Consider the following 19,005-nt stretch of genomic DNA (forward strand, 5'->3'; position numbering starts at 1 on the left):
GTTGCGCACGGTTGGACTAGTCGGGAGGCCGATGTGCAGCGATTGTCGCCGCCAGGATCGGCGGGTTCGTCAGGGCGCGGCTGCGATCTCGTGGGCGCCGATCCGTGATACGAGTTGGGCCGCTTCGTCGATGACGGCGTTCTGGTGGGGCTGAAGAGGTTCGGCCGCGTAGTCGGCGACGACGGCGGCTAAGGGATCGGTGACGCGGGTGGTGGTGCCGGCGAGTTCTTCGAGGAATGCCAGGGCGCAGTACGGGACGTAGAAGGGGCTGTAACCGCCTTCATGGGCGGCGACAAGTCGGCCGTGGCAGAGCCGGTCTGCCGCGTCGGTGAGCATGCGGGTCATCGCACGGTAGGAGTCGGCGGTGAGCATCTGCCTCGCCATGGGGTCGAAGACGCTGGCGTCGAAGCCGTTGGCGAGCAGGATCAGGTCGGGGGCGAAACGTTCGAGTGCGGGGAGCACGATTTCGGTCATGGCGTGCAGGTAGGCGGCGTGACCGGTGCCGGGTGGTAGCGGCACGTTGATGGCGTAACCGGTGCCGTCGCCTGCGCCGTTCTCGCGGATCCAGCCGGAGTCGGGTGGAAAACACCCCGCCTGGTGCAGGGAAATGGTGAGTACGCTCGGGTCTGTGTAGAAGATGGACTGGGTGCCGTTGCCGTGGTGGGCATCCCAGTCCACGATCGCGATCCTCGGCAAGCCGAGTTCCGCCTGCGCGTGCCGGGCGGCGACCGCGATGTTGTTGAACAGGCAGAAGCCCATTCCCCGGTCGGCGGTGGCGTGGTGTCCGGGCGGGCGGGTCAGCGCGTACCCATTGGTGACCTCACCGCGTGCTACGGCGGTAACGAGTTCGATCAGCCCGCCGGCCGCAAGGCGGGCAATCGCGTAGCTGCCCGGGCCCACTGGTGAGAAGCCGTCCCCGGCGTCGCCTCCCCCACGCAGGTCGCTCTGGGTCTTGATGTGCTGGATGTGGTCACCGGTGTGGACGCGCAGGAGTTCCGCCATGGTGGCCCGGCGAGGCTCGATGACCGTCAGCTCGGCGAGGAGTCCGGAGACGTGGATCAGTTCGTGGGCGCGTCGTTTGGCCTCGGGATTCTCGATGTGCACGGCGGGTTGTATGCCTGCGGGTGGGTTGGCGGGCATCAGACCCGCGCTGGTGCCAGTGTCGTGCCACAGGTACTCGGGGTGGAAGACGTAACCGGTCGTCATGGACAAATCGCCTCCGCGAGTGGGTCGGCCTTGCTGGGGCTCGGTGGTGTGGTCGCCGGGTGCGGCGGTGATCGTGGCGGCGAGGGTGGTCAGCCGCTGCGGGGCGGTGAGGCCAGGCGCGGTAGCCGTACCGGGGGTGGGCGTTGCGGGTGGGGGCGCTGCCGGCCCGGTGGGGCTGGATGCTGCCGTGGTAGTGCTGCCGGGCTGGCAGCCTGTGAGCAGGGTGGCGGCGAGGAAGATGCCGACCAGCCGACGGCTGGTGGTGCGGCGGCTGGGGATGACGCCGGGCGCAATCTCATGGGATGCCTTCGTCGATCGGTGAGCGGGGACGTGGGATGGGTGCACGGGTGGCGGTGGTGATGTCGGCGGCGAGGGCGTCGATCTGCCCCTTCGTGATGCCGGGCATGCAGACGATGTGGCTGGTGCTGTCGTGGGTGGCGAGGAGCCATTTGATGCGTACGGGTTCGGGTGGGGTGGGTAGGACGACGGTGAAGGCATGCTGGTGTCGCCAGGCGGGCCAGCCGGCGGCTCGGATCTGGTCAACGGCGTAGCCGGCGAGGCGGCGGGCTTCCGCGGCCCGCCAGCGGTGGCCTTCGCGGCCGTGGGTGGCGATGGCGTGCCAGAGCAGGGCGGCAGCCAGGCCGCAGCGGGAGCCGGTGACGGTCGTGTCGGCGGTGCCGGTGTAGGCGATGCGGATGCTGGGTTTGCGAGCGCTGTCGCGGATTAGCACCACCCCGCAGGGGGTGGGCGTGCCGAGGAACTTGTGGCCGGAGATCGCAATGCTGCCGATGCCGCTGGTGTCGTCCAGCCGCAGTCGGCCGTCGAGGGCGAGCGGGATACCGACCAGGGCCGCGTCGACATGCAGATGCCCGGCCATGTCGTACTCGGTGAGGATGGCGCGAATGCGGGTGGTGTCGTCCACGGCTTCGGTCATGGTGGTGCCGGCGGTGGCGACGACGATCGCCGGCCAGCGTCGCCGCCGACGCAGCTGCGCGGCCAAGTGCTCGTAGTCCATCTCCCCGTCCGGGCCGGCGTCCACGACCGCCTTGTAGGCGCCGAGCATGTCGACGATCTTCGGGATGGAGTAGTGGGCGGCGGTGGAGTAGTAGATGCGGGCGGTGGGCCAGCGGCGGTAGGCGGTGTGGAGGGCGGAGAGGTTGCCTTCGGTGCCGCCGGTGGTGACGTAGCCCCACCGGTCGTCGGTGGGCATGCCGAGCAGGTCGGCGATCCAGGCGATGACGGCTTGTTCGAGGATGCGGGTGTGGGCTACTCCCCCGGTGTCGTGGGGGTCGCCGATGTTGTTCCACAGTCGGTTGCCGAGGCGGGCCATGACGGCGGTGTGGTCGAGGTCGGTCGCGCCCGGGTAGCCGATGCTCGTCGCGGCGGTGGTGTCGGCGTGCTGGGCGAGGTGGTCGAGGACGGCGGTGACGTCGACGGGTGGGTGGCTGAGGTCCGCGGCGACGGCCAGGTTGAGGGTCACGTGACGGGCCTTGCGGTGAGGTAGTTGGTGAGGGTGTGGTGCAGGGCGGTGAGGTGCCGCCATACCTCGCGGGTGTGGTGGTCGCCTTGGTCGGTGAGGGTGGCGTGGGGGTTGTGCCAGTGGGCGGAGCGGTCGGCGTCGAGGGGTTTGCTGCTGCGGATGCCGTCGTAGTGCAGGGGTGCGTGGGGGTTGCGGTCGATGTGGATAGCGGTGTCGTCGGTCAGCAGCAGGTAGCAGTGGCCTTTGAGGTCGAAGGCTGATCGGCGATGGCCGGTGGCGGAGGGTTCCCGCAGGGTGCGGGCGAGTTGGTACCAGCGGCCGTCGTCGGTGTCGAGGGTGCTCGCGCCGACGCCGACGTAGGTGGCGTCGGCTGGGATGCCCATGTCTCCGCCGTTGACCATTGACCGTTGCGGGCCCAGGGGATGCCACCGGTGTCCGGTGGCATTCGCGTGGGTGATGTGGGTCTTGGCGACCCTGGTGAGGTCGCCGAGGATGCGGGGCAGATCGTCGGACTCGGGTGCGGACAGGAACAGCCGCCACGCGGTGTGTAGTCGGTAGCCGTGTGGTTCGGTGGGTGCTGGGGAGGTGAAGAACAGCAGGACACCGTGGGGGCCGAGGGCTTCGTGTGTGCCGTACCGCTGGTCGGCTTCGGTCATGTGGCCGGCGTTGAACCGTTTGACGCGGAACACCATTTGGTTACGCAGGTCCGCCCACCAGCGGCCCTCCAGGCGGGTCGTTTTCCCGTCCGGTTCTTGCCCTGGCGCGGGCGGAGGTTGCGGTGCGGGCGGAGGTGGGGGTGGTGGATGCGGTGGGCGTTGGTAGCCGGTGGGTCGGGGACCGTAGGTTGCCGGTGGTGGCCCGTAGGCGGCGGGCGGGTGGACGTCGGCGGGCGGTGGCCGCCAGTGGGGGTGCAGCGGGTCCGGTGGGCCGTCGTGGCCGACGGGGTGTCTGGCGTGGGTCATCATGTTCTGGCCTTGTCAGATCGAGATGGTGATGGCGTCGGGAACGGCGTTGGCTGCCGGTATGCCGCGTCCGATGCCGGCGTAGATCTGCGGTCGGGTGTGGCGCAGGTACGCGGCCCAGGCCCCGCCGACGATTGCGGCGCCGAGGATGATCGCGGGTAGCAGCAGCGGGAGCAGTGAGCCGGGTGCGGCGCCGAGTAGCGAGCCGATGTTGCCGATCATCGCGAGGAGGACGATTGCGCCGGTGACCACGCCGACGACGGGGGCGATGCGCCATTCCCAGATGCGGGGTCGGTCGCCGCGGATGCGGGGTGGGGCGGCGAGGGTGGCTACCGAGGCGGCGAGCAGGAGGGACAGCAGTCCGACGGCGGCCAGGCTCGACAGCCAGGTGAACATCTGGGTGAGCGGGTCGAAGCCGGCTACCGCGAATCCGGCGACAACCAGTGCGGCGGTGGCGGTCTGGGTGAGGGAGCCGCCGCGGGGTGCGTTGATGCGGGTGCCGTTGTCGGTTCCGGCGAGGCGGGCGGGGAGGACTCCTTCGCGGGCCATGGCGAACACGTACCGTGCGATGACGCAGTGGAATGACAGTTTCGATGTGAGGATCGCGAAGATCAGCATCAGGGCGGCGGTGGCCACCCAGCCGTCGCCGAGACGGCCGAGGATCGTGAACGGTAGGTTGCTGTCGGGTTGGGCGGCGAGGTCGGCGATGGCGTACGGGCCGACGGCTACTCCCATCGCCCAGGCGGTGGTGGCGTAGACGCCGCCGAGTGCGAGTGCACCGACGATCGTGGCGCGGCCGATGGCGCGGCGGTCGACGGCTTCTTCGACGAAGGAGCCGGGTGCGTCGATGCCGGTGAACGCGGCGACGCAGAATGCGATCGCTCCGCCGATGCCGCCGACCAGCAGGCCGGAGGTGTGGAAGCCGGCCCAGGACAGGTCGCCGTCGGCGGGTTGTGTGGTGCCTGCGATGACGAACGCGGCGACGATCAGCAGTGACACGGTCAGCACGACGGCGAGGACGCGGATCGACAGGACGATCGCTCGTACGCCCAGCACTGCGACGGCGGCCACGGCGATGCCTGCCCATACCCACCAGGTGCCGCCGAGGTGGGTGGCGAGGGTGGCGCCGAGGAGGCCGTAGAGGCTGATCTGGATCGCGTTGTAGGCGATGAGGGCGACCGCGCCGCCGGCTACTCCCCATCCGCGGCCGAGGCCGTGGGCGAGGATGCCGTAGTAGGCGGCCGGGTGGCCGATGTGGCGGGCCATGGTGGTGTAGCCGACGGCGAGTATCGCCATGGTGGCTGCTACCAGCAGGAACGTCAGTGGTAGTGCGGTGACGCCGGTGGTGGCGTAGATCGCGGTGATGCCGCCGACGAGGACGACCATCGGTGCTGATGCCGCCGCACCGAACATCCACAGGGCGGCTGGTGTCAGTGTCCGGCGGGCGAGGGCCACCTGCACGTGCGCGGTCACTACTGCTCACCTCGTTGTGGGGTGTGGGGGCATGACGGGTTGCGGCAGCCGTCGACGGGATGGTGGTCCACGTCGGTGGTGTGGGCGGCGACGATGAACACGGCTGCCGGCCGGACCGGGCCGGAGCGCCAGTAGGTGTGGTCGCGGGTGAGGTTCCGTTCGGCGGTGTCTTTGTCGGGGGTGAAGGCGAACAGGTCGTGGGTGCCGTCGGGCCAGTCACGACGGATCGCGTACCCCCACCGGTAGTGGGGTGTGCTGGCGCCGGTCTGCCCGACGGCGCCAGCGGCACACCGCGCCTGTCGGCGCACCACCCGCCATCCTTGGGGCCGCTTCCGCCGCAGTGGTGGGGTGGTGGGACGGGTGATCACGGTCAGCATGAGCAGAACCCTCCTGTCGACATGTCGGTACGACGAGTCGGCCTGCTGGGTGAACAGGGTCGACCATCAGCAGGTGAACGGTGTGCTGTCAGCGCCTGCGAGTCATGGCGGGCCGGGTGGTGCCGCCCGCAGCCGCGTGCCGCGAAACGGTGTCGCGGGGCGGTGGACACGGACCCGTTGCGGCAACCCGGTTCCGGCTGTCTCGGCCTGGTCGGGGTGGGTGGGTGGCCGCCACATCCGCCACACCACGGGACCGCCCTGCTGCAGCAGGATCGGTGACCGGGGCTGATAGCCGCAGGCGGCGAGCAGCCCGGCCCGGGGGCGGCTGGTGCTCACCTCCGCATACGCCGGGAGCTGTGTCGCATCCAGCAGCTGGTGGTGGCTGGCCAGCAACGCCCTGCCCACTCCTGCCTGTTGGGGGCCGGGGGCCACGGCCAGGTGGGCGAGGTAGTGATGGGCGGTGAACGGGTGCACGGTGTCGGCGTAGGCGTGCAGGAGGGCGAACCGGGCGGTGTGCGGGCCGAGTATCGGCTCCAGGTCTCGTTGCCGCACCGCCGGTGGTGGTGCCGACCGCGGGTACCAGACCGCCACGGCGGTGTGGTCGTCGGTGGTGTCGACCACGCCGTGCGCCAACCCCTGCGCCACCACGAACTCCGCGTACTGCCGCATGATGCTCGGCCGGTCGGCCCGGTCGGGTACCAGCCAGACACTCAACCGGCCGGTCATCAGCGCCCCGGCCACGAGTGTGGCCAAGGCGGCCGCATCACCACCGGTCGCACGACGAACACCAGTTCCCGTCGGCCGCATGTCAGCTCCCCCAAAGCCCATGAAGATCCCCGCATCCCCTGTCTTCGTCGCGCGCCGGTGCCGAATCGCCCGACGTGGCCCGCTGACGGCTCATCGACCAGCCCGCGTCGATGGCACGGTCGAAGGTGGCTGCCAAATGCAGGCTGTCCGATGGGACCCCAGCCGCGGGCAGACGCTGCCGAGCGGCAGCGATCAGTGGTGGTGGGCCGCAGACGTAGACGACCTGCCCCGGCCGGTAGTGCTTCACGGCCATGGTCAGCACGTCTGCCTGCGCGTGCGGCTCGACATCACGGTCGTCGGAGAACGCCAACACCACCGTCAGCCAGTCCCCGTGGGCGCTGGCGAGGGTGTCCAACGCGATCGCGTCATACAGATCCAGCAGTGTGCGGGACCCCACCACCAGCGTCACCTGTTGCCCGGTCGGGGCTGCGGCGACCTGCTCCACCAGCGCCCGCAGCGGCGCCAGCCCGGTACCACCGGCGACCAGCAGCAGGTCAGCACCAGCGGCCGACTCCACCGACAACCCGACATCACACGCCGGCCCCAACCACAGCAACTCCCCCGGCCTGACCTGCTCCACCAGCACCGGTGACACCTCACCGCCTGGCACCGTCCGGACGTGGAACTCCACCGTCCCGTCCGCGCGAGGAGCATTCGCCGGCGACAACCACCGCCACCGCCCCGGCAACCGAGGCGTACACACCGGCAACGCCTGACCCGGCAGGAACCGCAACCGCCGCATCGGCCGTACCGTCAACACCACCACGCCAGCCGACACCGACTCACGGGTCTCGACCTCACCGACGGTGACCCGAGGGCCGTCCCCCACCACCGCCGCCGCCCGCGCCGCCAACCGCAACGCCCGCCGACACCCCCGCTCCCACACACCCGGCGCGGCCGGTCCCCAACCGTCGGCCGCAAAACGGCGCACCGTGTCCACCATCGCCGCCGCGATACACGTGTCGTGATACGGCTGAAGATCGAACCGGCGACACATGCGACCCAACACCGCCAAGCCCGCCCGCCGGGCAGCAGGATCACCCCGCCCCGCGACCACCTGGCCGAGCGTCGAGACAAAGATCGGCGCAAGCTGCTGCGGCAGGAACCGCACACTCCGGTCCTCCAGGTGCGCCCAGAAATGATCGGCGGCACGGTCATCCGCGACGAGGGCGGTAAGCTGCGGCAATATGTGGTCAGTCATCGCTCCGGCTGTTCCTCGACGACGGATAGCTGATGGCATTTCAACGATCACGGAACAACCCACAACAGGGAATGCCGACCTCCGGCCCGACCTCACGTTCTGACCTCCGGTTCGACCAGCATCTGGCCAGCGAACAGGTCGCCGGCCCATAAGAAAAGCGGGTTGGAATCGCGTTATCTCCGCCGGCCGCCGCAGCGCCGTCAATGGAATGCCTCACGGGCGTCGCGTTCCTCGCACTGGCCCGGGCAAGGTCTTGAGCGTGTTGCTCCTGGGCAGAGGCTCACCGACCTGGTCGACTTGTTCGCCAGCGAAACAATCCGCTGTTTATGACTCACCGTCACACCACCCCTACCGTCGAATCTCACATTGCCGCTGACCTTGTCGTTGAACTGAAGACCACGAGCCAGCCCCATTCCAATGGCTAGGTCTTGGAAAATCCCGACCGCTGATCCGTCGACATGTTCAGAATTACCGATAGGATTAACAACCGGCAGGCGTGCACTGTGTGCACACACGACTGCACACACCGATGGGAGCGCAGTGGACTCGTTCGGTCGTCTACTCAGGCACCACCGCACCGCAGCGGGCCTGTCTCTGCGAGACCTCGCCTCCCGCATCAACTTCCAGTACAGCTACATCTCACAGGTCGAAAGAGGCGAGCGTCGTCCCACCAGGGCAATGGCGGAGGCATGCGAAAGGGCCCTGGCGGCCGGCGGTGCACTCAACGCAGCCTTCGTACGCGAAGGAGGCGGCACCGATATGCGCCGACGCACAGTGCTTCATGCCATGGGCGCGATTGCTGCCGCACCCACCGGCGACCGCCTCGTGGGGCTCGAGGCGCTACGTCACGGCCTGACTGCCGCCATCGACATCAACCACGATGAGTGGCCTGACATCGTTGCCGCTTACGGCCGGTGCTATTACCAGCAGCCGCACGACCAGGTGATGACTCAGCTCGGCCGAGACTTGGCAGTGCTACAGCACCAGATCGCCGTCGACCAGGGAGAGCGGCGACCGCTTCTCCTGAAGGCAGCAGGTCAGCTGTCGGTCATTATCGCGCTCAGCCTTGTCGCGTCCGGGCAAGCAATTGCCGCCCGTCGGTGGTGGCACACCGCACGGCGGGTCGCCGATGAGTCCGCAGATCCGGACGCGCAGATCATGGTACGGGCCTGGGATGTCGTGAACGGCTCCTACGACGGCCGTCCAGCTGTGCAGGTGGTGGCCGTGTCAGATGAGGTTCTGCCACTGCTGGATGGGCGGGCCAGCGCTGCTACCTGTGGTCTGCTCGCCGGCCGGGCGCAGGCACTGTCGCTGGCCGGCCGGCACGCGGAGGCCGTCGCGACGGTCCAGCAGCTGGCCCGCATGGCCGAGCAGCTCCCGGCCACCGTGGTCGACGACGTCGAGAGCCTGTGGGGGTGGCCGGAGCATCGGCTGCGGCACACCGAATCCTGGGTGTACACGCACGCCGCCAACTACAGGCGGGCAGGCGAGGCCCAGGATCGTGCGCTCGCTCTCTACCCGGCGTCGCAGATAAGGCTGCGTACGCAGGTAGAGCTGCATCGAGCGGCGGCACTGATCCGAACGGGGCATGTTCCGGACGGACTGCGGCTAGCTGCCGACCTGCTGGACCGTCTGCCGACCAGCCAGCACAACGAACTCGTCCGCAGTGTGGCGCGGCAGGTTGTCGTGGCAGTGCCTGACAGCGAACGGAAGCAGTCGCCATACCGCGAACTCCTGGAGCGAGTCCGGTCGTAGCGGTGCCCGCGGCGTCAGATCCGATCGCCGCGCGAACTGATGTCCGGCCATAACATCCAGGGGTGCTCACCTATCACAGTGTCGCCCGTGATGAAGCCCATCAGGTCTTCGACGCCCTGGAAGACCTGTACGCGATCGTTTACGCCGAACCGCCGTACAGTGAGGGGCCGGAGCAGGTCGCCCGATTCCGCGAGAGCCTACCGGAGGAGACGACCCGGCCGGGATTCAGCTTGATCACCGCCACTGACGGCACCCTGCTGCTCGGAGCCACCTACGGATGGACGATGGCAACCGGTACGTGGTGGTCGCGCGCTACCGCGGAACCGCCGCCCGAGATCCGTGACGCGGACAAGTTCGCCGTGATGGAGTGGATCGTGCATCCGAGCCATCGTGGGAAGGGCATCGGCGCAGAGCTGATGCGCCGGTTACTTGCTGGCCGTTCCGAGCAGTACGCGACGCTAGCTTCGAATCCCGTCTCTGCGGCCCGTCGCATGTACAAGCGGACGGGGTGGCAACAGGTCGGCACGTCGGCGCTCTCTTGGGGGCCGACGATGGATCTGCTGGTTCTGCCGCTACAGCTACGCCCGACTGCATAGTAGAAGCCGGTCCAGCCAGCTGGCGCCGAACCGTCGCAACGAGTCGAGGCGGTGTCTCGGCTGCTATCCGCCGCTGCGTGTCGTTGTCTGCCGACTGCGCCAGCCACAGCGTCACCCATCGCTTACCGGTTGCACGAGGCGACGCCGTAGCCCAGATCACCGGTCATTGCTGCAAGATGATGTCTCATGTTCTTGGATCAGCGGCAGTTCCCCTTCCTGGCCGATCTTCGGGCACGGTGGGAGGCGATCCGGGACGAATGCCTTGCTCTGCCGCAGGACAGTCACCAGCCGTGGGTGCAACGCGAGATGTACGGCCAGGGCTGGAGCGTGTACGGACTGGTCGCCTTCGGCGAACGGATCGAGGAGGCCTTGCCACATGCCCGGACACTGCCTCCGCGTTGACGACGATCCCTCACCTGACGACCGCGGGATTCTCCCGGATGGCTCCCGGCACCCACATCACACCCCATGAAGGCTGGGTGACGACCGTGTACCGGGCCCATCTCGGACTGGTCGTGCCGGAAGACTGCGCACTGCGGGTGGGCGACGAGACCCGGCACGATGGCGGCAACGACACCAACACCGTGCCGAGACAGCCCACTACCAGCGAAGACCAATTCATCAGGTGTGCTGGAATGTTAGACGCGGTGGCGTTCGTCGAGCTGCGCCGCAACGAGCATTGGCAGGCGCGCGACCGCGCGGAGTTGCGCCTCCGTGGCCGCAGCGAACAGCGTTCGATAGTCGTCGAGGTAAACGTCCACGGAGACCGACGCAGCTGCGAGTGTGGCACCTGCTAGGCGTACAGCATCGGGGTCGTCGGTGAGCACCATCGCCACCCGATGGGCCTCGTGGAGGGTGAGTCGTGGCGCGGCCGTCAGCAATCCGTTGATCGCCTCGGCGCGCCGTCTCAACACCGGTGGGACCGCAGCGAAGTTCGTTTCGGGGGCGGGCGGAGTCCGGGCGATATCGGGCGGCGTGAAGCGCGCTTTCGCGTCGTCGGTGGCGCACGCATTGAATGCCGCCCACGCCTGGGCCTGTCTGTCGATCGGCAGGTCCCGGATCTGCTCGCTGAACGCTTTGACTACTTTGCTGTCGGAACGGTGCACAAAGCTGTCGAGCATCCGCAGCAGCACCGGGTGAACGGCGTCGGCCGGGCTGCCCGCGATCCATGCTCTGAGCTGATCCCGTAGCGTTTCGACTCGTCTGCTCAGCTCCTGATACCACGGGCTTTCGACGGCGGCGGGGTGCCAGCGCTCGGCGGTCGGGTTGACGTGGGTGGCAAGCCTGGCGGCGAGCCTACTCACTGCCAGCACGTTGAAGGACAGGACAGCCTCACGCATCACCGGGTCGGTGAACTCTTCCGCGATGCAGACCGGGTTCAGACCCTCATACGGGTCCTCGGAGCGTCTTGCCCGTCGCAGCCTTGGCCGGCCTGTGGGGTCCATTGCCGACGGGCTGAGCTGGCTGCCCTGCAGCAGCTCTTCGACTGCGACGATCGCCTCGTGGTGAGCGAAGGTCAACTCGGGATCGTTCGGCAGGGGGCCTCGCAATGCACGTCCTCCGGCCGCGAGCCCGGTTCCCGCGTCGAAGAGGTGACCGCGCTTTGTAGCAGGGTACGGGTCATCCGGAGACTGCGAGAAGAACACGTAGTGCCCGACGAACGACACCTGTGGGTACATGGCGGCGAGCATGGCCTGGATGCTGCCCTTGTAACCGGTGTCCACGATCACTACCGGTCCGCTGGCATCGTCAAGGCGCAGGTCCGATGCTTCAAGGTAGTCGTGCAGTTCCTGCCAGGCAGCCGGGCGGGCCGGTCCGGCGGCACGCTTGCGGAAGGTTTCGATCTCCACGAAGCTGTGTCCTTGAGCCTCAAGGTCGCTGATTGCCGCGTCAACGATGGCTCGAGTCAAGTACAGGCTCCGGCAGTACTTCTCGCTGAACGGGCGGTCGATCGTGCTGACGACATAGCCGAGGCTAAACGAATCTCGGCCGGCAAAGATGATCCGTGTCCTCGGGTCGTGCTGCACCAGTCGTTGTAGGTGCGGCAGGATGTCGAGGGAGGCTTTGATTATCAGTGGTGCCAACAGCTCGCGCGCCACTTCGAAGGTCGCGGCGACAACCTCAAACTTGCTTTTAGTGTCGATGCCGAACGCCCTGAGGAAGATGCCAAGGTGCAGCGCCGGAAGCTCGAATCGGAAGATGTCGACGGTCAGCAGCGGGTTGAACAGCCGGTCGTCGGCATGGGCGTTCATACGGTCATCGTGTCGACGCGACCCAGGCGAGCAGGACCAGGCCTACAACCACGAGCACCAGGTGGACGAACACCCACAGGTGGTGCAGGCGCAGCCGGTACACCAGCAGGTACCGTCCGGCGTGTCGGCGCCGTGTGTCCGCCCAGCCGCGTTCGATGCCGAGGTGGGGACGAAGCTGGTCGATCTGCTGACGGAGGTGTTGCGCCTCGCTCATGTGCATCTGGTGTCGCTCGTAGTACTTGTGGCAGGTCAGCGCTCCCGCAGCACCAAACACAACAACCGCGGTGGCGAGGAACCCCCGAAACGCTGCGGGCTGAACGACGACAGTGGCCACCCCTGCGGCGGCGCACACTGCGACGATCAGCGCGCTGAGCACTGCACGTTGGTTCTCACTCTGGCGCGCCTGGTTGCGCTGCTCCTGCCACAGCTGCAAAAGAACCGTCACGTCATCCGACATATCGTTAACCTGCTGCGGTGAGGCAGGCACCTTCGGCAGCTCGGAACCTGCGGGTACGGAGGCGCGAGACTCGCGAGCGAGATCACGGACGCGTTCCCAGCGTGGCAACCATGTCTCGGGGGCGTCGCCACAGGCCTCAACAAACGCCTTTACCGTATCCCAGCTGGGTAAATGATCTCCGCCCGCGGCCTCCGCGAGCGCGGTACGTGACCTGCCCGTACGTCGTGCCATCTGCAGATACTTCGGGGAGCCGGCCTTCTCCCGCAGCAACCGCAACTCCTGCGCAAACTCGGCGATGAGCCCGCCCTCCGGTCGTAGCGGACGTTCTGGCCGAGGCACAGATCCAGTCTAGCCGCTCACCTCGACGCAGCAGCGCACCACATGAGTCGTTGGGCCGACAATTGATGGATTGGCTACGGCCGCGTGACGGCTGGTTCTGCTGCCCACCACTTCTCGCCGTTCGTCGCTCCCGGTCGGCCACTTCGGAGAGTCGGACATGGCCGAACTAGTTTGGTTCTGAAGGTCAACGCGCCAAACTCCGAGCGATGCCGTAGACCTTGTCGCCAGTCGCCCAACCGGCCGGACGACGCCTTTCACCGGTCGGCACCACAGAGGTGTGAGCGAGGAAGCTGTCGAGTAGGTCGTTGCAGTACTGGATGCTTGAGCCGGTTGCGGAAGATCGCGAGGAGGCTGTCGACGCCGGTCGCCGCCCGGTACGTGATGTTCGCCGTGCCGCGCAGCGTGTACCGGGTGCGGAACATCCGTGCGATCAAGTCCGACACCCGGGCCAGGGTCCACCGCTGATCAGCACCGAACCCGTGCGCCGCCGGCCCCTCATCCAGAGCATCGGCCAACCGTCGCAGCCGACCCTCATCAAGCCGGCACCGAGACCCGCCCGGCCCTTTCCAAGCCAGGGCCTGCTCACCACCGGCTCGCCACCGCTTGCGCCACCCGTACACCGCCGTCTGCGTCACCCGCAACCGGCGCGCGACCTCCCGCACCGATACACCGTCGGCGAACCACCCAGCCGCCTGCAGCCGTACCGCCCTACGCCTCGCCCGCCCGCGCGGACAACCCACCCCCATCGGGATACCTCATTCCATCGTCTTACTCCAACCCGCGACCGTCGCACGAACCACGATGATGTATGACCGTTCAAGATCTGTAGTGCTCAAGAGACTGGTGCGGCAGCCGCCGGGCGGGCTTGCGCCCGCCCGGCGGAGACGGTTTAGCCGATCGCTTCGGTCCAGTGGCCGGTGACCACCGTCCAGGCCGGGCAGGACACGTCCGTTCGGCCGGAGCCGTAGAACCAGCTCGAGGTACGGGACTGGCCCCACGTGCAAGTGACGACCAGCCGCCACCTGGTCGGTGCGGTCACGCCCTCGCAGGATCCCCAGGCGACCTTGCCGTCACCCCAGCTGTTGACTCCGCTACCGCACCACGTGTAGCCGGCCTGCGCCGGAGCGCTTGTGGCGATCGGCGCGATGACCGCGGCACCCAGGGCGGCCGCGATCGCGGCGAACATGCGTACCTTGAAAAGGCTGCCGCGAGTGGAGTGCGCCGGTCTCTCGGTCGAGCAGTTCTGGCCCTGGCGTACTCGACGTGGAAGGTGCATGTCGTTACTCCTATCGGAGACGGGATCGGATCCGGCAAGTTCAACGCCGACTGACCCATTGGCGATGAACGAGACTGAGCATCGACGGAAAACGCTGTCGGACCGTCGGCGACGGTCTATTCGTTAGGCGACGGCTTTGCTCACAGTCCGTCTGAGCGGGATTTCACGGATGGGTCGGCCGCACGTTGGCGGCGATCAGGTTGAGGGTGGCCCGGTAGAGGCATGCGCGTGCGGCGCAGCGGGTCACCAGGTCACAACGCTGCTTCAGTCGGTTGAAGCAGCGTTCGACGACGTCGCACTTGCGGTAGATCGGTTTGTCGAAGGCCGGTGGTCGCCCGTCGTTCCTGCCTTTGGCGGCCCAGCGGGCGACCTGGTCCGAGCGCTCCGGGACGATGCATCCCAAATGGTCGCCGCCACCCGATGCCTTCGTCGAATTGCTCGTGCCGCTAGTCAAGGGCACCGATTACACCGGCACCGTTGCGGTGCTGCGCGAGGCCCGTGAGCTGCTGCGGCAGGGCATCGAGGTGGCGGCGGGGCGTGGATGAGCTGGGGGTGAACCTGCCATGGCCGAAGCTTCGATCGAGGTTGCAGACGATGGCAACGGCAGTGACACACCTTCTCTCCGGGCAGTTGTCGTACGCAGGACGGTCGAGCTGCGCGACTTCCTTACGGGACTGGGCCTCGCCGACTTCGAGTCGGGCGACTACAGAGGTTGAAAGGCTGAAGTTCGGGTCGTCACGGTAGTTCGGGTTCGAGGGTCATGCCGGTGTTGGCGAGGAAGCCGGCAAGGAGATCGGTCTGTTGTTGGCAGGCTCGTAGCCGTTGTCTGACCAGGTCGGCGAGGTGGTCGACGCCGTTGGCGGCGGTGTTGGTCAGGCCGCGTTTCATCCAGCGCCAGACGCCCTCGGCGGGGTTGAGGTCGGGCGCGTAGGGCGGCAGGCGGATCACGGTCAGCCAGGTCCGGGCGGCGATCAGGGCGTGCATGCGGCGGCTGACGTGCACGTTGAGGTTGTCCCAGATCAGCACGATCGGCGTCTGGAGGCGTTGGTGGGCTTGGTCGAGGAAGGCGATGTAGTCGTCCTCGCTGAAGCTGCCCCGTTCGCCCGCGCGTGCGCGGTGCAGCCGGGTTCGCCACATCAGCCGGCCTCGCTGTCCGGGCTTGAGGCAGACCAGGCCGGCGATCGTGACCCGGCCGGAGCCCTTGCCGGAAACCTCGACGACGGGCGTGTGTCCACGCCGGGCCCAGGTCTTGGCCACCGGCGGTCGCAGAACCTGCCCCGCCTCGTCCTGGAAGCAGATCCATGCGCCGCGGGCTGCGGCTAACCTCTTACCGACGGCCACCGCCCCCGGTGCCAACTTGCGATCGCCTCGGGGTCACGCTCGACCGCCCGGCGAGTCGGGACCTGCTGGCTGTAGCCCATGCGGTGCAGCAGGTACGACACCCCACGCAGGGTGTAGTCGACCGCGAAACGCCGTTCGATGACCTCGGCGACACGCGCCAGGGTCCAGCGGGCATCCTCCCAGCCGTGGGCACGAGGACCCTCATCGAGCATCTCCGCGAGTTCTTTCCGCTGGTCAGCCGAGAGTTTGCAGTCCGAGCCACCCGGCCCAGCCGACGCAAGAGCCTCCGTCCCGCCGGCTACCCATCTCCGTCGCCACTCACGGACGGACTTCTCGGAAACCCGCAGCTCAGCAGCGATCTGCGTCGTCGATATGGACTCCTCGAACATGGACGCGGCCTGGATCCGGACCTTCTCACGCCGGACCCGGGCTGCCGCGTTCATGCCACCACCAGCCGGATATCTCATCACCCCGACCTACCCAAACCATCGACGCAGATCACACGGACACGTCGAAGAACGTCAGCCTTTCAACCTCTGTAGTTCACGAAGTTGTGCATAGATGCGCTGCGGACCTACGCCTCCAAGGTCGATGCGGACTACCTGCTACCGCGCAACCCCGGCATGCCGGCTGACATGTTCGCGATGTAGCGAGATCTCCGGTATCTGGTTGAGCGACCAGGCAGAACCCGAACACCGCTCGATGGCTGCTGTCCTCAATGGTCCTTGCTCTTCCACGTGAGCTGCCGACAGCTCATGCCGTGCCTATTCCCTGCACCAAAAGGATCACCCTTTGCCCAGCCGGAAGCCCCTGACCTGCGGACTTGCCCGACCGTGGTCGGCGGCCCACGATCAAACCCATGCCTTCCTTGCGGAACCGCCGGCTCGAACAGCTCCTCGGTGGACCCGTCGACGAGTCCCTGACCTATACGCAGGTCACGGGCCTCATCCCCGCCACCGCCGAAGGCCCCGATCTGGACTTCAAGCGCGACACATACGGCAGCAGAGACAAGGATCGGAAAGCGTTGTGCGGCGACGTCGGCGGCTTGGCCAACGCCAACGGCGGCCTGCTCATCCTCGGCATGGAGGAGGACAGCCAGGGCCGCGCTGCGAGAGCCGAGGGTGTCGACATCAGCGACGCCGAGCGCCTCCGGCTCCACCAGACCGTCGTCGCCAACGTCCAGCCGACGCCGACGTTCGACATCATCCCGGTCGAGAATCCCGACCGGCCCGGCACCGGTTTCCTCGTCATCTGGGTCGCTCGGACAGCGACGGCGCCACACGCCTACATCCAGAACAACTCGCTGCTCTACCCCAAGCGCATCGGCACCCAGACGGTGTGGCTCACGGAGGCACTGGTGGCCGAGGCGTACCGCGCCCGGTTCGCTGGCCTGGCAGACCGCATCAGCGAAGCGGCCCGCATCGAGCGCGACTTCACCAGCCGCCTCGACAGCCGGCAGTCCTGGCTCGTGGCCACCCTCGTACCCGACCTGCCCGGGGACTTCCGCATCGACACGGCCACTCTCAAAGCCTTCGATGAGGAAACCGCCGGCCGTCCGATCGTTGGACTGGGCATCCCGCTGGGGCGCTTCCAAGGCACCCGCGTCCGCCACCGCCGGCTCGTGGGCGCCGGCGAGTACGACCCACACGGGCGGTACTTGGACCTTGCCTGCGAGCTGCACGAAAGCGGCAGTGGCAGCATCGCCGCCTGCTTCGACACTCGATATCCCCGACCCGATCACCTGGACGGCCCAACGCCTGGTAGCCGTCTCGATGACGAGGTTCTGGTCACCACGATCGCGGCGACGCTGAGGTTCCTCGCGGTTCATGCCCGGGACCGCGCGGCCGCCGGCGGCCTCGCCACCTTGCGGGTCACCATCTTCCCGGTGGCTCCGGACCTGCCGGCCTATCTCATGCACTCGCGCGGTCACGGCTTCGTCAACAAGTTGGGTACCCACCCTGTATGGCAGCCGCCCGTCACTGATGCCGTCGCTGACATCGACGATCTGGCCACCGACGGTCGGGGCTTGCTGGCCGCCACGTATCGCCTCGCCACCGGCCTGGTCCAGGAGTTCGGCCGCGCAGAAGTACTTCAGCTCACCGCCGATGGGAACCTGCGGCGACGCTACTGGAACCGACAGGCGCAGCCTGACGTGATGCGGTACGCCGAGCAGCACAACGTAGACGTCATCGAAGACTTGGCGGGCTGACGCAGTCACGCGGCCCTCCCGAGGGGCGGGCCGGCTACCAAGCGGCGGCGCCACCACCGCCCGTTGGATTCCTTCGCCCGCAGGTACGCCAGCCCGTGCACTAGCCTGTCGAGCCGAACCGGGTTCTGCGGACTCCGACGTCCATGTCGTCTGCTGGTCCTCCAGCGCAGATAACGTGCCGACGTGGTGCAGCCGGGATGGGGTGACCTCGTGCCAGGCTGCGACCGTCTCGGCGCGTACCCGCCGCCGCCCCGATACCGGGTAAGGGCATGTTGCGGCCGCTGTGGCACATCGGCCAGTACCTGCCCGAGGGTCACCCCAATTCTCGTGTCGCCCGGATCTGAGTCAAGTACGCCCCCGAACTGGCGCCGGGGCGACAGGATCGGCTCATCTGGCTCCCCTGCCCCCGACGGGTGGCGTGATCTCCGACCTGACCAGACGATCACCATGCACGAAGGCCAGTCCGTACAAGCAACCGTCATGATCATCGAAGTCTCGATGCCGGGCTGAGAAGCCCGCCGGCCGTCAGACACCACTGTCCCACCCTCACCTTGTTGCCGTCCCCGCCGACGAGGCGGTCACGCAGGGCAGCGAGACGGTGACGGGCGTTGGTATGGTCGCCGGCATGCGGACGGGGGCTGGGTGCGACAGTGGGGAATCGCGTCCTTCACGGGCACGCCACGTGAAGAGGTCCGCCGATGGCCGCTGAGGTGTCGCGGTCCTCGGATGTGGATGTGTGGTCGCCGGATCATTCGGTGCGGATTATCGCTGGCGCTGGCGGGCGGGTTCGCGTTCAGGTGCAGGGCCTGCGTCGGCATACCGAGGATTCGCTGGCTGGTCAGGTTCGAGCGGCGGTGAGGGTGGCGTTGGCGCGTGTGCAGCAGCCGGCCGAGCGCGGCGGGTCTCGCGGCAGCCGCTCCGGGTGGTGAGCTTCCCGGTGCGCAGGCAGCTGGGTGTGGTGGTCGGCGTGGCAGTGCTGGGTGTGGGTCTGCTCGGCCTGTGGCGGTGGGCACCGTGGAGCGAGGATCAGACGGTGCCGTCCTGCGGGGATGTTGCCGCTGCGCTGCCGGAGGCGGTGCCGGGATCGTGGACGGTGACGCAGGTGCAGCCACGGCGGGATGCCGTCCGGTCGGTGGTGCGGTGCGAGTTCGCCTTCATCTCAGTTGACCAGTCGTACCGGGGTGAGGTCATGGTGAGCCTCAGTGAGGGCGCCGACACGGAGACGCTACGCCGGCGGGTGTCCGACAGCCCCTGCTACGGCGAGGCTGTCCCCT

At 67.7% G+C, this 19,005-nt stretch carries 18 protein-coding genes and 4 pseudogenes; 7 read left to right on the top strand and 15 right to left on the bottom strand.

Features of this window, described 5'->3' with window-relative positions:
- Window positions 1–69 precede the first annotated feature (69 nt).
- From C1A38_RS22625 to C1A38_RS22655, 7 genes are all read right to left on the bottom strand, one after another.
- Window positions 70–1,551 (bottom strand): histone deacetylase-like amidohydrolase, encoded by a 1,482-nt coding sequence (locus C1A38_RS22625; RefSeq protein ID WP_233196961.1) that lies wholly within the window; start codon window positions 1,549–1,551, stop codon window positions 70–72.
- Window positions 1,502–2,686 (bottom strand): histidine decarboxylase, encoded by a 1,185-nt coding sequence (locus C1A38_RS22630; protein ID WP_102659759.1) that lies wholly within the window; start codon window positions 2,684–2,686, stop codon window positions 1,502–1,504. The genes C1A38_RS22625 and C1A38_RS22630 overlap by 50 nt, the downstream gene beginning before the upstream one ends.
- Complete coding sequence (locus C1A38_RS22635; protein ID WP_233196962.1) at window positions 2,683–3,342, bottom strand: hypothetical protein; 660 nt, start codon at window positions 3,340–3,342, stop codon at window positions 2,683–2,685. The genes C1A38_RS22630 and C1A38_RS22635 overlap by 4 nt, the downstream gene beginning before the upstream one ends.
- Before the next feature lie 321 nt (window positions 3,343–3,663).
- Window positions 3,664–5,121: an APC family permease gene (locus C1A38_RS22640; RefSeq protein WP_199180287.1), complete on the bottom strand. Its 1,458-nt coding sequence runs from the start codon at window positions 5,119–5,121 to the stop codon at window positions 3,664–3,666.
- Window positions 5,121–5,498 carry a hypothetical protein gene (locus C1A38_RS22645; protein WP_102659761.1) on the bottom strand — a complete coding sequence of 126 codons (378 nt, stop codon included), beginning with the start codon at window positions 5,496–5,498 and terminating at the stop codon, window positions 5,121–5,123. Before C1A38_RS22645 ends, C1A38_RS22640 begins: the two co-directional genes overlap by 1 nt.
- Window positions 5,499–5,600: 102 nt before the next feature.
- Window positions 5,601–6,251, bottom strand: coding sequence for an N-acetyltransferase (locus C1A38_RS22650; protein WP_233196963.1), 651 nt, complete (start codon window positions 6,249–6,251; stop codon window positions 5,601–5,603).
- 55 nt (window positions 6,252–6,306) lie between these two features.
- Window positions 6,307–7,236, bottom strand: coding sequence for an FAD-binding oxidoreductase (locus tag C1A38_RS22655; RefSeq protein WP_233196964.1), 930 nt, complete (start codon window positions 7,234–7,236; stop codon window positions 6,307–6,309).
- Window positions 7,237–7,269: 33 nt separating this feature from the next.
- Here C1A38_RS22655 and C1A38_RS31960 point away from each other — a divergent pair, with 33 nt between their 5' ends.
- The 5 genes and pseudogenes from C1A38_RS31960 to C1A38_RS31970 form a co-directional block, all read left to right on the top strand.
- Entirely contained in the window at window positions 7,270–7,539 is a 270-nt protein-coding gene (locus C1A38_RS31960; protein ID WP_233196965.1) for a hypothetical protein, read from the top strand.
- Window positions 7,540–8,046: 507 nt separating this feature from the next.
- Entirely contained in the window at window positions 8,047–9,261 is a 1,215-nt protein-coding gene (locus tag C1A38_RS22660) for a helix-turn-helix domain-containing protein (RefSeq protein WP_102659764.1), read from the top strand.
- Window positions 9,262–9,323: 62 nt separating this feature from the next.
- Window positions 9,324–9,857 (top strand): GNAT family N-acetyltransferase, encoded by a 534-nt coding sequence (locus tag C1A38_RS22665; protein ID WP_102659765.1) that lies wholly within the window; start codon window positions 9,324–9,326, stop codon window positions 9,855–9,857.
- 186 nt (window positions 9,858–10,043) lie between these two features.
- Complete coding sequence (locus C1A38_RS31965; RefSeq protein ID WP_233196966.1) at window positions 10,044–10,259, top strand: cupin domain-containing protein; 216 nt, start codon at window positions 10,044–10,046, stop codon at window positions 10,257–10,259.
- Window positions 10,256–10,357, top strand: a pseudogene (locus C1A38_RS31970) (aspartyl/asparaginyl beta-hydroxylase domain-containing protein); the annotation flags it as partial. The gene C1A38_RS31965 and the pseudogene C1A38_RS31970, both read left to right, overlap by 4 nt.
- A 138-nt stretch (window positions 10,358–10,495) precedes the next feature.
- Here the strand turns inward: C1A38_RS31970 and C1A38_RS30925 are convergent.
- The 8 genes and pseudogenes from C1A38_RS30925 to C1A38_RS22700 form a co-directional block, all read right to left on the bottom strand.
- On the bottom strand, window positions 10,496–12,109 hold the full coding sequence (locus tag C1A38_RS30925) for a hypothetical protein (protein ID WP_146017599.1): 1,614 nt from the start codon (window positions 12,107–12,109) through the stop codon (window positions 10,496–10,498).
- 4 nt (window positions 12,110–12,113) lie between these two features.
- Window positions 12,114–12,905: a helix-turn-helix domain-containing protein gene (locus C1A38_RS30930; protein ID WP_146017600.1), complete on the bottom strand. Its 792-nt coding sequence runs from the start codon at window positions 12,903–12,905 to the stop codon at window positions 12,114–12,116.
- Window positions 12,906–13,159: 254 nt separating this feature from the next.
- Complete coding sequence (locus C1A38_RS31975) at window positions 13,160–13,348, bottom strand: hypothetical protein (protein ID WP_233196969.1); 189 nt, start codon at window positions 13,346–13,348, stop codon at window positions 13,160–13,162.
- 96 nt (window positions 13,349–13,444) lie between these two features.
- Window positions 13,445–13,651: pseudogene (locus C1A38_RS31980) on the bottom strand (helix-turn-helix domain-containing protein); the annotation flags it as partial.
- A gap of 143 nt (window positions 13,652–13,794) precedes the next feature.
- On the bottom strand, window positions 13,795–14,091 hold the full coding sequence (locus C1A38_RS22685) for a hypothetical protein (RefSeq protein WP_102659767.1): 297 nt from the start codon (window positions 14,089–14,091) through the stop codon (window positions 13,795–13,797).
- A 253-nt stretch (window positions 14,092–14,344) separates the two neighbouring features.
- A pseudogene (locus C1A38_RS22690) lies at window positions 14,345–14,575 on the bottom strand (IS5/IS1182 family transposase); the annotation flags it as partial.
- Between the two features lie 341 nt (window positions 14,576–14,916).
- Complete coding sequence (locus C1A38_RS22695) at window positions 14,917–15,522, bottom strand: transposase (RefSeq protein WP_102659768.1); 606 nt, start codon at window positions 15,520–15,522, stop codon at window positions 14,917–14,919.
- Complete coding sequence (locus tag C1A38_RS22700; RefSeq protein WP_102659773.1) at window positions 15,501–15,989, bottom strand: winged helix-turn-helix domain-containing protein; 489 nt, start codon at window positions 15,987–15,989, stop codon at window positions 15,501–15,503. The genes C1A38_RS22695 and C1A38_RS22700 overlap by 22 nt, the downstream gene beginning before the upstream one ends.
- A gap of 392 nt (window positions 15,990–16,381) precedes the next feature.
- Between C1A38_RS22700 and C1A38_RS22705 the strand changes: the two genes are divergently transcribed.
- On the top strand, window positions 16,382–17,731 hold the full coding sequence (locus tag C1A38_RS22705) for an AlbA family DNA-binding domain-containing protein (RefSeq protein ID WP_102659769.1): 1,350 nt from the start codon (window positions 16,382–16,384) through the stop codon (window positions 17,729–17,731).
- 937 nt (window positions 17,732–18,668) lie between these two features.
- A pseudogene (locus C1A38_RS22715) lies at window positions 18,669–19,005 on the top strand (hypothetical protein); the annotation flags it as partial.

It is taken from the genome of Verrucosispora sp. ts21 (genome assembly GCF_002879555.1).
Classification (GTDB): domain Bacteria; phylum Actinomycetota; class Actinomycetes; order Mycobacteriales; family Micromonosporaceae; genus Micromonospora; species Micromonospora gifhornensis.